14 protein-coding genes are annotated in these 13,406 nt (G+C 67.7%); 8 read left to right on the top strand and 6 right to left on the bottom strand.

The annotated features are described in order from the left end of the window. Positions 1–17: 17 nt before the first annotated feature. Genes BSZ14_RS08620 through BSZ14_RS08610 form a run of 3 tightly spaced genes read right to left on the bottom strand, consistent with a single transcriptional unit; the run spans position 18 to position 2,358 of the window. Positions 18–1,121, bottom strand: a complete 1,104-nt coding sequence (locus BSZ14_RS08620; protein WP_076710616.1) for an acyltransferase family protein — start codon at positions 1,119–1,121, stop codon at positions 18–20. Next, a complete protein-coding gene (locus BSZ14_RS08615; RefSeq protein WP_076710615.1) occupies positions 1,118–1,669 on the bottom strand; it encodes a sugar O-acetyltransferase in 552 nt (183 codons plus the stop codon). Before BSZ14_RS08615 ends, BSZ14_RS08620 begins: the two co-directional genes overlap by 4 nt. 2 nt (positions 1,670–1,671) lie before the next feature. Continuing rightward, positions 1,672–2,358: a DUF1349 domain-containing protein gene (locus tag BSZ14_RS08610; protein ID WP_083748180.1), complete on the bottom strand. Its 687-nt coding sequence runs from the start codon at positions 2,356–2,358 to the stop codon at positions 1,672–1,674. A gap of 99 nt (positions 2,359–2,457) precedes the next feature. Here BSZ14_RS08610 and BSZ14_RS08605 point away from each other — a divergent pair, with 99 nt between their 5' ends. The 3 genes from BSZ14_RS08605 to BSZ14_RS08595 are packed head-to-tail and all read left to right on the top strand — an operon-like array spanning position 2,458 to position 4,168. Beyond that, positions 2,458–3,015 (top strand): TetR/AcrR family transcriptional regulator, encoded by a 558-nt coding sequence (locus tag BSZ14_RS08605; protein WP_076710614.1) that lies wholly within the window; start codon positions 2,458–2,460, stop codon positions 3,013–3,015. Between the two features lie 60 nt (positions 3,016–3,075). After that, positions 3,076–3,864, top strand: coding sequence for an SDR family oxidoreductase (locus tag BSZ14_RS08600; protein WP_076710613.1), 789 nt, complete (start codon positions 3,076–3,078; stop codon positions 3,862–3,864). A gap of 37 nt (positions 3,865–3,901) precedes the next feature. Next, positions 3,902–4,168 carry a hypothetical protein gene (locus tag BSZ14_RS08595; RefSeq protein ID WP_076710612.1) on the top strand — a complete coding sequence of 89 codons (267 nt, stop codon included), beginning with the start codon at positions 3,902–3,904 and terminating at the stop codon, positions 4,166–4,168. 42 nt (positions 4,169–4,210) lie between these two features. On the opposite strand, the gene BSZ14_RS08590 is transcribed toward BSZ14_RS08595, so the two are convergent. Beyond that, the gene (locus tag BSZ14_RS08590; protein ID WP_076710611.1) at positions 4,211–5,056 is read right to left on the bottom strand and encodes a fumarylacetoacetate hydrolase family protein; all 846 of its coding nucleotides are present in this window, start codon (positions 5,054–5,056) and stop codon (positions 4,211–4,213) included. 189 nt (positions 5,057–5,245) lie between these two features. After that, on the bottom strand, positions 5,246–6,259 hold the full coding sequence (locus BSZ14_RS08585) for an SMP-30/gluconolactonase/LRE family protein (RefSeq protein WP_076710610.1): 1,014 nt from the start codon (positions 6,257–6,259) through the stop codon (positions 5,246–5,248). Between the two features lie 115 nt (positions 6,260–6,374). Between BSZ14_RS08585 and BSZ14_RS08580 the strand changes: the two genes are divergently transcribed. The 3 genes from BSZ14_RS08580 to BSZ14_RS08570 are packed head-to-tail and all read left to right on the top strand — an operon-like array spanning position 6,375 to position 9,248. Then, a complete protein-coding gene (locus tag BSZ14_RS08580) occupies positions 6,375–7,454 on the top strand; it encodes a PLP-dependent cysteine synthase family protein (protein WP_076710642.1) in 1,080 nt (359 codons plus the stop codon). Positions 7,455–7,498: 44 nt separating this feature from the next. Further along, on the top strand, positions 7,499–8,470 hold the full coding sequence (locus tag BSZ14_RS08575; protein WP_076710640.1) for a 2-hydroxyacid dehydrogenase: 972 nt from the start codon (positions 7,499–7,501) through the stop codon (positions 8,468–8,470). Continuing rightward, on the top strand, positions 8,460–9,248 hold the full coding sequence (locus tag BSZ14_RS08570) for a kinase (protein WP_076710641.1): 789 nt from the start codon (positions 8,460–8,462) through the stop codon (positions 9,246–9,248). The genes BSZ14_RS08575 and BSZ14_RS08570 overlap by 11 nt, the downstream gene beginning before the upstream one ends. Before the next feature lies 1 nt (position 9,249). On the opposite strand, the gene BSZ14_RS08565 is transcribed toward BSZ14_RS08570, so the two are convergent. Further along, entirely contained in the window at positions 9,250–10,740 is a 1,491-nt protein-coding gene (locus BSZ14_RS08565) for a sensor histidine kinase (protein WP_076710609.1), read from the bottom strand. A 245-nt stretch (positions 10,741–10,985) separates the two neighbouring features. Here BSZ14_RS08565 and BSZ14_RS08560 point away from each other — a divergent pair, with 245 nt between their 5' ends. Together BSZ14_RS08560 and BSZ14_RS08555 are read left to right on the top strand one after the other, a co-directional pair. Continuing rightward, positions 10,986–12,362: a glycoside hydrolase family 27 protein gene (locus BSZ14_RS08560; RefSeq protein WP_076710608.1), complete on the top strand. Its 1,377-nt coding sequence runs from the start codon at positions 10,986–10,988 to the stop codon at positions 12,360–12,362. 49 nt (positions 12,363–12,411) lie between these two features. Continuing rightward, complete coding sequence (locus tag BSZ14_RS08555) at positions 12,412–13,392, top strand: family 43 glycosylhydrolase (RefSeq protein ID WP_076710607.1); 981 nt, start codon at positions 12,412–12,414, stop codon at positions 13,390–13,392. Positions 13,393–13,406 lie beyond the last annotated feature (14 nt).

Genomic DNA, 13,406 nt, shown 5'->3' with positions numbered 1-13,406 from the left:
CGTGGCGCAAGCCGCCGTCATGCCGACCGACCCAACCGGGCGAGCAGGCGGGTGCGGATCGGCACATCCCAGAAACGCCACGCCGCCGCAGCGAAGACCAGCGTGAGCATATAGAGCGAGACCGCGACCAGCGCCGTCCGGCTGGCCGAGGCCGGGCCGGTCGCTACCCAGTTCATATAGACATACACGAACGGATAATGGGTGATGTACAGCGGATAGGACAGCCGCCCCGCCGCCTTGCACAGGCGCAGCGTGGTGGCGCTGCCCGCCGAATGCCGCCCGGCGATCAGGATCAGCGGGAACAGGATCAGCACGCAGACCGCCTGATAGACGCCGTTCCACTTCACCCCGCCGACCTCCGGCCACACCGGCGCGGCGAACAACAGCATCAGGATCAGGCTGAGTGGCAGAAAGCCCGGTCGGAGGCGCGGCAAGCGATCGCCCAGCCGGTAGAGGATCAGTCCGGCCAGAAAGGGATAGGCCAGCCGCACCGGCGCGCCCCAGAAATTGTGCAGCCCCCAGCCGGTATCATAGGACCCCAGCGTCAGCGCCGTCGCCGCCGAGGCAAGCGCGGCCAGCCCCGCCAATGCGATCAACGCCCGCAGCCCCAAGCGGCGCAACACCAGCGCATAGGCCAGATTGGCGATATATTCCTGCAACAGCGTCCAGGCGGGTGCGTTGAGCGGATGACTGTCCCCCAGCCGGTTGGGCAGCGGGGCCGAGGGCAAGGCGAACAGCGCCGCGACAAAGGCCAGCCCGACCAGCCATAGCGACGCATCCTGCCGCCCCCCGGCAAAGGGATCGCCCAAATAACTGACCAGTCCCAGGATCGCGCCCAGCACCACCAGCGGATGCAGCCGGACCAGCCGCCGCGCCAGAAAGCCCCTGACACTCATCCGCGACCAGCGATCGTCATAGGCATAGCCGACGACGAAACCCGACAGCGCGAAAAAGAAGTCCACCGCCAGATAGGCATGGGGCAGCAACAGCCGATCCGCCTCGAACAACACGGTGATGCCCTGGATATGGAACGCCACCACCAGCAGCGCCGCCGTGCCGCGAAGGCCGTCCAGCACCTCGAAATGCGGCTTGCCCCGCAGCGTGGTGTCGGGTGCCGTCATCGCGCGAGGGCACGCGCCGGATTGCCGGCCACCGTCTGCCCCGGCGGCACGTCGCGCGTCACCACGCTGCCCGCGCCGATGATGGCATCCTCGCCGATCGTCACCCCCGGCAGGATCAGCGCAGCCCCGCCGATCCAGACATTGGCGCCGATGCGGATCGGCCGCCCGCACTCCCATCCCTGTGCCCGCAGCGCCGGATCGCGCGGATGGTCGGCGGTCAGGATCTGCACACCCGGCCCGATCTGCGTCCCCGCGCCGATCTCGACCCGTGCCACGTCCAGGATCACGCAGGCAAAGTTCAGGAACACCCGCTCGCCCAGCATGATGTTATAGCCATAGTCGCAGTGGAAGGGCGGCCGGACCACCGCCCCCGCCCCCACCTGCCCCAGCCCTTCGGCGAGCAGTGCGTGCCGATCGGCGGCATCCTGGCCAAGCGAACCATTGTAGCGGACCATCCACGCCGCCGCGCGGGCGGCATCCGCCGCCAGCTCGGGATCGTCGGCGATGTACAATTTGCCCGCCAGCATATTCTGTTTCTGACTGGTCATGCTCAGCTCAGATCGTGCAGGTCTTTGCCGAGCGGCGCGGTGATGCGCAGGTCGGAGAATCGCACCTCCAGCCCTTCCCGCTCGGGCGTGCAGGCCATCGGCCCGACCCGGTAGCGGGGCGCGACCGGAAACGGCGCCAGCCGAACCAGCGGCCAGTGCGTGCCATCCGCCGACACCTGCAGGCGCAGCACGCCCTTGGCGACCGTCGCGCGCATCCAGAAATCGGTCGCATCACCTTCATAGGGGCCGGTCGCCCAGTCCGAACGGCCGTCGGTCAGCACGCTGCTCAGCATCGCACGGCCATCGGACAGCTCGATCCCCGCCTTGACCCAGCGCCGTTCGTCGATCCGCACCATGATCCCCGCCTGATCGTACAGCCTGTCATAGCGGCCCCGGATACGAAGCTGCGCGGTAAAGGCATCGCCGGTTGGGAAGCCCAGGAAATGGCCGCTGTCGCGGGTGAAGCCATAATGGGTCTCGCGCCAGAAATCGGTGCCGCGATCGGTGGTCATCACCAGGTCGCCATCCGCCTCCGCCCGCCAGACCTTGGGGGCATTCAGCCAGACCCCGTCCTTTCGCCCCAGCACGGCCGTCCCGAGCGGAGCCCCCGCCGCCGTCGCCATTTGCGGCACGCTCAATGCGACCGCACTGCCCAGGATCATACGGCGCGACAGTTGCGATTCGTCCATGGTTCTTCTTTTCCTGTTCCGCGCTACGGCAGGGCATTTGCTGCCCTGTCCCGACAGTATGTGTACATTTGTACATATTCGATGCAACGGAGTTTTTGCATGGCCGACCGATCTGCGAGACGAAACGACCCGGAGCGTCGGCAACGTATCATCGCCGCCACGCTGACGGTGATCGCGGAACAGGGCGTGCCCGCCACCACCCATCGCCGGATCGCGGCGGCGGCGGGGGTGCCGCTCGGCTCGGTCACCTATTATTTCACCTCGCTGGAGGCATTGCTGACCGACGCCTTCACGCTACTGGCGGAGGAATCGTCGCATGCCTTTGCCGCACGCATGGCGCAGGCCCGAAGCCGCGACGACGCATGTGAGGCGATCATCGACATCATCGCAGGATCCGTCTGGGCCGAACCGCGCACGCTGCTGCTGAGTTACGAACTCTACGCCTTTGCCGCGCGCCACCCCTCGGTCTCGACCGTCATGCAGGGGTGGATGAACAACAGCCGCACCGCGCTGGAGCGGTTCTTCGATCCGCTGACCGCCCGCGCGCTCGATGCGCTGGTCGAGGGGATCGGCATCCACAACTCGATCGACCCCGCACCGCTCGACCGAAATGCGATCAGCGACATCGTGCATCGGATCACCGGCGGCGCGGCGTGAACGAAAGCCGGTGGCGATCATTGTGCGGAGGATCATTCCACCCGACCCGGAGACGCATCGATGAAGACCAGCGGCAATACGATCCTGATGACGGGCGGCGGCAGCGGTATCGGCGAGGCGCTGGCGCACCGCTTCCATGATCGCGGCGACACCGTCATCATCGCCGGGCGGCGGCGCGAGGCGCTGGAGAAGGCGGCGGAAGGGCGCGAGCGCATCCATGTCGTCACGCTGGATGTCGAGGATGCCGCGGCGGTCGACGCCTTCGCCAAGACGATCGTCGCGGACTTCCCCGCACTGAACGTGCTGTTCAACAATGCGGGCATCATGAAGTTCGAGGATTTGACCGGGCACCGCGACCTGGCCGATGCCGAGGCGACGCTGACCACCAACATCCTGGGTCCGATCCGGCTGACCAATGCGTTGATCGACCATCTGGTCGGGCAGAGCGACGCCGCGATCGTCAACGTGACCTCTGGGCTGGCCTTCGTGCCCCTGGTCGCGGCCCCCACCTATTCGGCGACCAAGGCGGCGATCCATTCCTACACCGTGTCGCTGCGCACCCAGTTGGAGGGCAAGGTCGAGGTGATCGAGCTGGCCCCGCCGGGCGTGCAGACCGACCTGACGCCGGGGCAGGCGCATCGTCCGGGCTATGTTCCGCTTGAAGAATTCGCCGATGCGGTCGCCGCGCAATTCGCGCAAACGCCGACGCCATCGGAAGTGCTGGTCGATCAGGTGCGTCCGTTCCGCATGGCCGAGCGCGAGGGCAAGTTCGACGAGACGCTGAAGAACCTGACGAAGCGCGCCGCCGAGCAGCGGGCGGCGGGCGACCGGATCCAGTCGGGCAACTGAGGCTTGGGAACGGGCGGCTGGTCGGCTATGGACAGCCATGGATTTCGACCAGTTGCTCGTCCGCTTCTTCGGCACCGAAGAGATTGCCGACCTCTCCCCCGAACAGCTCGGCGCGGGGATTGACCGCCTGCGCGTGCAGTTCGGGCTGGAGCGCGACGGCGGCCGCCGCTTCGCGCTGTGGTGCCTGGCCTATATGATCGGTGTCGCCCCCGATATCGACGAAGCCTTTGACGACGAAGAAGACCGCGAGGCCGCGCGCGACTTCATGGACAGCGTCGACAGCGAGATCGACGCCGAGGATTGATGGGCCATGAGCCCCTCCCCTTCAGGGGAGGGGTGATCCGGCTCAACCCGCTGCGACCATGCGCTGCGTCTGCTCGCCCAGCTTTTCCACGCCCAGCTTCACCGTCTGGCCCGCGCGCAGATAGACTGGCGGCTTCTGGCCCAGGCCGACGCCTTCGGGCGTGCCGGTCGAGATGATGTCGCCCGGCTCCAGCGTGCAGAACTGGCTGACGTACGACACCAGCTCGGCCACGGTGAAGATCATGTCGGCGGTGCTGCTGTCCTGATAGCGCTTGCCGTCGACCTCCAGCCACAGGCGCAAATTCTGCGGATCGCCCACTTCATCCGCCGTGACCAACCACGGGCCGGTCGGGCCGAACGTGTCGCAGCCCTTGCCCTTGTCCCAGGTGCCGCCGCGCTCCATCTGGAACGCACGTTCCGACACGTCATGCACCACGCAATAGCCCGCGACATGCGACAGCGCCTCGGCTTCCGTCAGGTAACGGCCGCGCGTGCCGATCACGACGCCCAGTTCGACTTCCCAGTCGGTCTTTTCCGAACCGCGCGGAATTTCGACATCGTCGTTCGGGCCGACGACAGCACTGCTCCACTTGCCGAACACGACGGGCTCGGCCGGAATGGGCAGGTTGCTCTCGGCGGCGTGCGCGCGATAGTTCAGGCCGATGCAGATGAACTTGCCGGGACGCGCGACGCAACTGCCCAGGCGCGGATGGCCCTCGACCAGCGGCAGCGTTTCGGGATCGAGCGCGGCGATCTCCGCCAGGCCCTGCGGCGTCAGCCGGTCGCCCGCCAGATCGCCCAGCGCCTCGGGCAGCGCACGGATGCGACCCTGTTCGTCCAGCAGCCCGGCGCGCTCGCGCCCCATTTCGCCATAGCGCAACAACTTCATCGATCCGTCTCCCTATGCGTGACGCCGCCACGCAGCGTGACGGCGAAGCCCCTTGCGTGGCACCCGGTCAGGCGGGCGAACTACGCCATGGCACCCTTCCCTAATAGCCCGCTTTCATTAGCGCTACCGCGCTCACCGCGCCTGCAGCACGGCGCGATGCTTTTTTCCTGCCTATACCCGATATGGCGATCAGCCCTGCCAGCCTGGACGCAATGCAAGGCGCAGGATGCGGTCGTTCGCCGCCATGAACAGCGCGCGGCCCGCTTCGCCGAACGCGCAATTGGCGATGGGCGCCCCCTGCTCGACCAGCCCCAGCGGCTCGGCCTCCGGCGTCATCAGCATCATGCCGCCGGGGACGGAGCAGACCAGCGTGCCGTCGCGCGCGACCTTCATCCCGTCGGGCAGGCCAGCCCCTCCGGCCGCCAGCATCGCGCGCGCATCGAGCAGCATCCGGCGATGGCCGACCTGCCCGCGCGCATCGACGTCATAGACCATGATCGCGGGTGCCGCCTCGTCCGACACCGAGACGTAAAGCCGCCGCTCATCGGGTGACAGCGCGATGCCGTTGGGGCGGGTCAGCGTGCCGTCGATCAGGTCCACCATACCGTCGGGCCGCCGCCGATAGACACCGTTGACCGTCTGTTCCTTCAGCGGCGACTGGTCGCCGTCCTTGAAGCCGTAAGGCGGATCGGTGAACCAGATCGTACCGTCCTTCGCGACGTGCAGGTCGTTGGGGCTGTTGAAGCGTTTGCCCGCATGACGATCGGCCAGCACGGTGCGGCGACCGGTCTTCAGGTCCACCCGGTCGAGGCTCCGCCCGCCGCTATTGGCGATCAGGAGCGCGCCCCTGGCATCCAGCGCCAGCCCATTGGCGCCGGGTTCGCGGACCAGCGCGGGGTCGGTGCCGCCCGCGCCGGACGGGTTCAGCACCACCGATACGCCGCGTCCGCGCTGCCAGCGGCGCACGATATTGGCGGGCGGATCGGAAAACAGCAGGCAACCGCCGCCCGGCACCCAGACCGGTCCCTCCGCCCAGCGTATGCCGGTCGCGATCACCTCCGGCTCGGTGCCCGGCGCGATCATATGATCGAGCCCTGGCGACAGGCGGCGGAGGCGCGGCGTCGTTTCCGCCGCGCCGGCGAGGGTGGGGGCCGCAACCAGAGCGAAACCGGCGGCGAGGACAGAGCGGCGAGAGGCGATCATGACGCCAGCATGGGCCAAGCCATCCGGCCCCGCAAGCGGCGGCGTGGGCGTGCCATCTTTCCCAAACCGGCCATTCGGGACTATGAGCCGCGCGATGGGGACGAAGGGGGCAAGCATGACTGTCGAGCGGAGCAAGGCCGATCTGTGCGCGTGGCGCATGGAAGCCATCAGGCGGATCGAGGCGGACTATAACCGTTCGGCCGACACGCATCTGATCCGCGTCGACCTGCCCCGCTATCCGGGCATCACGCTCTATCTGAAGGACGAGAGCAGCCATCCGACCGGCAGCCTGAAACACCGGCTGGCGCGGTCCTTGTTCCTGTACGCGCTGTGCAATGGCTGGATCGGGCCGGATACCTGCGTGATCGAGTCCTCCTCCGGCTCGACGGCGGTGAGCGAGGCCTATTTCGCCAAGATGCTGGGCCTGCGTTTCATCGCGGTGGTCCCCGCCTCGACCGCCGCGCCCAAGCTGGATGCGATCCGTTTCCACGGCGGAGAAATTCATACGGTCGACGATCCGCGCACCGTCTACGACGTCTCCAACGCCCTCGCGGCGGAGACGGGCGGCCATTATCTCGACCAGTTCACCTATGCCGAGCGGGCGACCGACTGGCGCGGCAACAACAATATCGCCGAGAGCATCTTTGCGCAGATGTCGGCGGAGGAATATCCCGTTCCCGACTGGATCGTCTGCGGCGCGGGAACCGGCGGCACCTCGGCGACGATCGGGCGGTATATCGCCTATCAGCGGCACGGCACCCGGCTGTGCGTCGCGGATCCGGTGCATTCGGTCTTCCACCGACACTTTGCCGACCGCCAGGCCCTGTCGCTGCCCGAGGGTTGCGGCAGTTGCATCGAAGGGATCGGGCGACCGCGCGTCGAACCCAGCTTCATCCCCTCCGTCATCGACCGGATGATCGCGGTCGAGGATGCCGCCAGCATCGGTGCGATGCGGGCGCTTTCGGCGCGGCTGGGACGGCGGGTCGGCGGCTCGACCGGCACCAACCTGATCGCCTGCGCCACGCTGATCGCCGAGATGGCGGCGGCGGGGGAGCGCGGCTCGATCGTCACGTTGCTCTGCGACGGGGGCGAGCGATATGGCTGCACCTATTATGACGATGCGTGGCTGGAGGCGCGCGGCGTCGACTGGCGGCCCCATGCCGCGCAAATGGCGGCGATGCTCGCCAGCGCCTGATCGGGCAGGCGGAGCACGAACAAGGCGGCGGAGGCGCGATCATCATGACGGACAGGCTCAAATTGCTCGTGACCCGCCGCCTGCCGGATCAGGTCGAGCGGCATTTGTCCGAAAGCTGGGACACGACGCTCAGCACCGATGACCGGCTGCTGGACCGCGACGCGCTGGCCAGGGCGATGACCGGATATGATGCCTGGATGCCGACGATCACCGACCGGATCGATGCCGATCTGATCGCGACGCCCGGCCGCCGGGTCCGCATCCTCGCCAATTACGGAGCCGGGGTCGATCATATCGATCTGGCCGCCGCGCGCGCCGTCGGGCTGGTCGTGACCAACACCCCCGATGTGTTGACCGAGGCGACGGCGGAGATCGCGATCCTCCTGATGCTGATGACCGCGCGCCGGGCGGGCGAAGGGGAGCGCGAATTGCGCAGCGGCACATGGACCGGCTGGCGCCCCTCGCACCTGATCGGACAGGGGCTGTCGGGCAAGACGCTGGGGCTGGTCGGTTTCGGCCGCATCGCGCAGGCGACGGCGGTGAAGGCGCGCGGGTTGGGGATGCGGGTCCGCTATGCCAGCCGCTCCGCCGCCGCGTCCGAGGTGGAACGCTCGCTCGACGCCACGCGGGCGGAATCGCTCGAGGCGCTGGCGACCGAATGCGATGTCCTGTCGCTGCACGTCCCTGGCGGCAAGGAGACACGCCACATGGTCGACGCCGCCCTCCTGGCCCGGATGAAGCCGAACGCGATCGTCGTGAATACCGCGCGCGGGCCGGTGATCGACGAAGATGCGCTGGTCGAGGCGCTGGATGAGGGGCGGATCGGCGGCGTCGGGCTGGACGTCTACGAACATGAACCCACGGTGCATCCGGGCCTGCTGGCGCATCCGCGTGCCGTCCTGCTGCCGCATCTGGGCAGCGCGACGATCGAGGCGCGGACCGCGATGGGGATGCGCGCAGCGGCCAATCTCGCCGCCTTTGCCCGCGGCGAGGAACCGGCCGATCGTGTCGCCTGAAACGCCTATCGCGGCGCTGGTCGCGGATCGGCTGGCGCGGTGGCGGTCCGGCGACCCGCCGCTGATCCTGGGGCTGTGCGGCGCACAGGGAAGCGGCAAGTCGACCGTGGCCGCGCGGCTGGCCGCGCAGGTCGAGCGCAGCGCGATCCTGTCGCTCGACGATCTCTACCTTACCCGCGCCGAGCGGCAAAGACTGGCGCGCGACGTGCATCCGCTGTTCGCGACGCGCGGGGTGCCGGGCACCCATGACGTGACGCTGGGCGTGGAGACGATCGCGGCGATCATCCGGGGCGAGGCCGTTGCCCTGCCGCGCTTCGACAAGGCGATCGACGACCGCGCACCGCAAGCGGCATGGCCCTGCGCGCCGGAATCGTGCCGATTGCTGATCTTCGAGGGCTGGTGTGTGGGCGCACGGCCGCAGGACGAGGCCGAGCTGGCCGCGCCGGTCAACACGCTGGAAGCATTGGAGGACGCCGACGGGATTTGGCGACGGCATGCGAACGCCGCGCTGGCGACCGACTATCCCCGCCTGTTTGCCGCCATCGATACGCTGGTGCTGATGATGCCGCCGGATTGGCCCACCGTCCTGCGCTGGCGCACCCAGCAGGAGGACGCATTACGCCGCGCGCACGGTGCCGGGGCGGGCGTGATGGACGATGCACGCCTCGCCCGTTTCGTCAGCCATTATGAGCGACTGACCCGCCATATCTGGACCGAGATGCCCGCCCGTGCCGATCTGTGCCTGACGCTTGCCGAGGATCGCAGCCTGTCCGCCTGACCTATGCCTTGGCGGAGGCGTCGTTCCCTTCCCCCGAACGGCATTCGTCCAGTCCGACCGTGGCCGACACCGGGATGGCGATGGTGCAATGCACGCCGTCCTCGCCCAGCTTGTAGGTCGTCCGTGCGCCCAGCTGGTAGGGGAGCGCGCGCTCGATCAGCTCACGCCCCTGCCCCGTGCCCGTGGGCCAGCTTTCCTCGGATGGCATCCGCACCCCGCTTTCACGCCAGTCGATATGCAGCCAGGGCTTGCCGTCAGGCCCCTCCGCCTCCAGCCTCCAACGGATCGCCAGCCGCCCGCCGCCCTGCCCCAGCGCGCCATATTTCATGGCATTGGTCGCCAGTTCGTGGATCGCCATGGCCAGCGTATGGACCGTCGAGGAACGCAGTCGCACCCCCATCGGACCGTCCAGCGTCACCGCGTCGCTATGTCCGTCCATCGCGACCAGCTCGGCATGGAGCAGCCCGTCGAAGGTCACCCGGTCCCGCTCGTTCAACCGCGACAACAGCGCCTGGACCCGCGACAGCGCGTCGAGGCGGTCGTCGAACCGCGCCCGGAAATCGGGCAGGCTGGTCGAGCTTCGCGCCGTATTCTCCGCGATCGAGCGGACCACCCCCAGCAGGTTGCTGGTACGATGCTGCAACTCGGCGATCAGCACGCGCTGCAACGCCTCGCTCCGGCGCAACGCGTCACCCGCCTTGCGCCGTTCGGACAGGTCGGCGGTCACGACCAGCAGCCGGTCGGGCTGCCCATCCGCCTTGGGCAGTATCGACAGCGTACTGCTCGCCCAGACCAGCGTACCATCGGGGCGGCAATAGCGTTTGTCGAGCATCGCCGGGCGTCCGGTGGACAAAGCCCCCTCGATCGCCACCAGGCTGGGCGGCAGGTCGTCCGGATAGGTCACATCGGGTAAGCGAAGGTCCAGCACCGCCTCGCGCGTGCGGCCCAGGATGCGGCACAACTCGTCATTCACGCGCAGGAACCGCCCGTCGAGCGACAGGACCGACAGGCCGATCGGCGCGGTGGCGAAGATCGCCGCCAGATGCCCCTCGGTTTCGGCCAGCTTGACCTGGACCACCTCTTCGCGAAGCCGCACGATTTCGGCCTGCGATTCCTTCCATTCGGTGATGTCGCGTGTCGTGGTGGCGACCCCGTCGCCCAGCTTCACGACGGTCTGGAAGAACCAGCCGTCGAACTGTTCATGGACATAATGATGTTCGGCCTGTTCGGGCAGGCCGGTTTCGGTCACACGGCAAAAGGCGTCGAAAATGCCTTCCTCCACGACGCCGGGATTGCGCTGCAACAGGCTTTCGCCGCGCACCTCGCCATATTTGCGTTCGGACGTATGGTTGTTCAGCACCCAGCGGAAATCGACGATACGGCCTGCCTCGTCGCGGATCGCCTCGAACACCTGGATCATGTCGGTCGACGAATCCATCGTCGCCTGGAGCAGCTCGTGACTGACCTGGAACTCGACATGTCGTCCGTGCATCGATCGCTCATCCTTGCCGATCCGGGATGGCAGCCGGTCCGCCGCCGCGTCTAGCGTAACGATGACGGCTTCAATTTGCCACAGCGGGAGGTGCTGCGAGAATCCGTTCCCCGGATATCCGGGGCTTGCGCCTCTTTGGGGCGTTTCCGGTCGGCATTCGATTGTCAGACATATAATCCCCGGGCCGCCTTGCCATCCGCGTGACACCGCCTAGACCTGTCCGCCAAGAAAATGGGAGCGGATGGATGAGCAAGACCGGGGGCGGGATCAGCCGTCGACAGGCGTTGGCGAGCATGGGGGCCGGCGGCGCGGCGATCACCGGCGGACTGGCGCTGGGCGGGTCGCAGGCGGCGGCGGAACGTTCCGCCACGCTGGCCCCCCGCCCGCCCATGGGCTGGAACAGCTGGAACAGCTTTGCGACCACCATCACCGAGGCCCAGGCGCGCGAAACCGCCGCGATCATGCGGGCCAGGCTGCTGCCCTTCGGCTATGACGTCTTCACCGTCGACATCCAATGGTATGAGCCCGAGGCGTCCAGCTACACCTACAACGCCGCGCCGGTGCCTGCGATGGACGGCCATGGCCGGTTGATCCCCGCGCCCAACCGCTTTCCGTCCAGCGCGGACGGATCGGGTTTCACCCGATTGGCGGCGGACGTTCATGCGATGGGCATGAAGTTCGGCATCCACCTGATGCGCGGCATCCCCCGGCTGGCGGTGAAGAAGAACCTGCCGATCCTGGGCACCCGCTACCGCGCCGCCGACATTGCCGATACCAGCAGCATCTGCACCTGGAACCCGGACATGTACGGCGTCGACATGACCAGGCCCGGGGCGCAGGCCTATTATGACAGCGTGTTCGCGCTCTATGCGTCCTGGGGCGTCGATTTCGTCAAGATGGACGATATGAGCCGCCCCTATGATGCGCATGCGCCCGAGATCGAGGCGGCGCACCAGGCGATCCGGAACAGCGGCCGCCCGATCATCCTCAGCCTGTCGCCCGGCGAAACGCCGGTGATCCGTGGCCCGCATGTCCGCCGCTTCGCGCAGATGTGGCGCATCTCGGACGATTTCTGGGACGAATGGGCGATGCTGGAGGCGCAGTTCACCCGGCTGGAGAACTGGACGCCCTATCGCGGGCCGGGCTCCTGGCCCGATGCCGACATGCTGCCGCTCGGTCGGCTGGCGCTGGGCAAGCGCGACACCAAGTTCACGCCCGACGAACAGCGCACGTTGATGACCCTGTGGTCGATCGCGCGCTCGCCGCTGATCATGGGCGGCGACCTGCGCTATCTCGACGCCGCGACGCTGGCGCTGCTGACCAACCGCGCGGTCATCGCGGTCAACCAGGCCTCGACCGACAACCAGCCGCATTTCGTTCAGGACGGCGCGAGGATCTGGTCCGCCAAACCCGAGGGCGCGCCCGGCGACCGCTATCTGGCGCTGTTCAACACCGGCGACAAACCCAAGGATGTGGGCTTGGCGCTCCGTGACCTGGGGCTGACAGGTGAGGTCGGCGTGACCGATTTGTGGAGCGGTGCGTCGCTTGGCAAGACCAAGGGCCGTTTCGACCAGGCGCTGCCGCCGCATGGCGCGGGCCTGTACCGGCTGCGGGCAGGCTGAGCCTCTCCACCGCCCTATCTGCACGGCAAAGCCAGCGGGAGAGACCACCATGAAGACACTGACCGCCTTCGCCGCCGCCGGACTGGCGTTGACCGTCACGGCGGCGGGGATCGCCCGCAATCCGCAGTTCGAGGGGGCCGATCCCCATGCGATGATGATCGGCGACGAACTCTGGATTTTCCCGACCGGGGGGCCGGGCGGAAGCTGGGCGGCCGACCGTTTCGGCGCCTTTTCCAGCCGCGACCTGAAGACCTGGAGCCCGCGCGGCGAACTGATCCGGCGCGACCAGATCGACTGGATCAAGGATGATGGTGCGTCCGAGCATTTCCTCTGGGCTCCCGGCGTCGCGACGCGGGGCGGCCGCTATTATCTCTATTACTCGGTAGGGCCGCAAAACCCGACGCCTAGCCGCATCGGCGTCGCCGTCGCCGACCGGCCCGAAGGTCCCTATCGCGACCGCGGCCGCCCGCTGGTGACCGGCGACAAAGGGTTCGAGGCGATCGACCCGATGGTCTTCACCGATCGCAGGTCGGGCAGGATCTATCTCTATGCAGGCGGCAGCGCAGGTTCGACCCTGCGCGTCTGGGAACTCAAGCCCGACATGGTCACCATCGCGCGCGAGGTGAAGGTCGCGACCCCGCCGAACTTCACCGAAGGGGCCTTCATGCACGAACGTGGCGGCACCTATTACCTGTCCTACAGCCATGGCCGGTTCAACGGCCCCGACTATTCGGTCCATTATGCCACCGCCCCCTCGCCCACGGGTCCGTGGCGCTATCGCGGCGCGATCCTGACCGGCGACGCGCGGCATCAGGGGCCGGGGCATCACAGCTTCGTCACCCTGCCCGATGGCCGCACGCTGATCGTCTATCACCGCTGGGACCGCGCACCCGGCCCCGGTCCGTTCCAGGGCGAGCGGGTCGTGGCCATCGACCGCATCACCTATGCGCCCGACGGTCGCATCCAACCCGTGCGTATGACCGATGACGACGCGCCGGTCCTGCCCGCACGCCGCCGGGACACAAAATAAGTTAACGACTGTTA

The organism is Sphingomonas sp. Sph1(2015), from assembly GCF_001970915.1.
GTDB classification, from domain to species: Bacteria; Pseudomonadota; Alphaproteobacteria; order Sphingomonadales; family Sphingomonadaceae; genus Sphingomonas; species Sphingomonas parapaucimobilis.
This window is presented reverse-complemented; position numbering and strand designations above follow the sequence as displayed.

Coding starts and splice junctions, on each gene's coding strand:
- BSZ14_RS08620 (WP_076710616.1), bottom strand. CDS start 1,121: ATGACGGCACCCGACACCACGCTGCGGGGCAAGCCGCATTTCGAGGTG.
- BSZ14_RS08615 (WP_076710615.1), bottom strand. CDS start 1,669: ATGACCAGTCAGAAACAGAATATGCTGGCGGGCAAATTGTACATCGCC.
- BSZ14_RS08610 (WP_083748180.1), bottom strand. CDS start 2,358: ATGGACGAATCGCAACTGTCGCGCCGTATGATCCTGGGCAGTGCGGTC.
- BSZ14_RS08605 (WP_076710614.1), top strand. CDS start 2,458: ATGGCCGACCGATCTGCGAGACGAAACGACCCGGAGCGTCGGCAACGT.
- BSZ14_RS08600 (WP_076710613.1), top strand. CDS start 3,076: ATGAAGACCAGCGGCAATACGATCCTGATGACGGGCGGCGGCAGCGGT.
- BSZ14_RS08595 (WP_076710612.1), top strand. CDS start 3,902: ATGGATTTCGACCAGTTGCTCGTCCGCTTCTTCGGCACCGAAGAGATT.
- BSZ14_RS08590 (WP_076710611.1), bottom strand. CDS start 5,056: ATGAAGTTGTTGCGCTATGGCGAAATGGGGCGCGAGCGCGCCGGGCTG.
- BSZ14_RS08585 (WP_076710610.1), bottom strand. CDS start 6,259: ATGATCGCCTCTCGCCGCTCTGTCCTCGCCGCCGGTTTCGCTCTGGTT.
- BSZ14_RS08580 (WP_076710642.1), top strand. CDS start 6,375: ATGACTGTCGAGCGGAGCAAGGCCGATCTGTGCGCGTGGCGCATGGAA.
- BSZ14_RS08575 (WP_076710640.1), top strand. CDS start 7,499: ATGACGGACAGGCTCAAATTGCTCGTGACCCGCCGCCTGCCGGATCAG.
- BSZ14_RS08565 (WP_076710609.1), bottom strand. CDS start 10,740: ATGCACGGACGACATGTCGAGTTCCAGGTCAGTCACGAGCTGCTCCAG.
- BSZ14_RS08560 (WP_076710608.1), top strand. CDS start 10,986: ATGAGCAAGACCGGGGGCGGGATCAGCCGTCGACAGGCGTTGGCGAGC.
- BSZ14_RS08555 (WP_076710607.1), top strand. CDS start 12,412: ATGAAGACACTGACCGCCTTCGCCGCCGCCGGACTGGCGTTGACCGTC.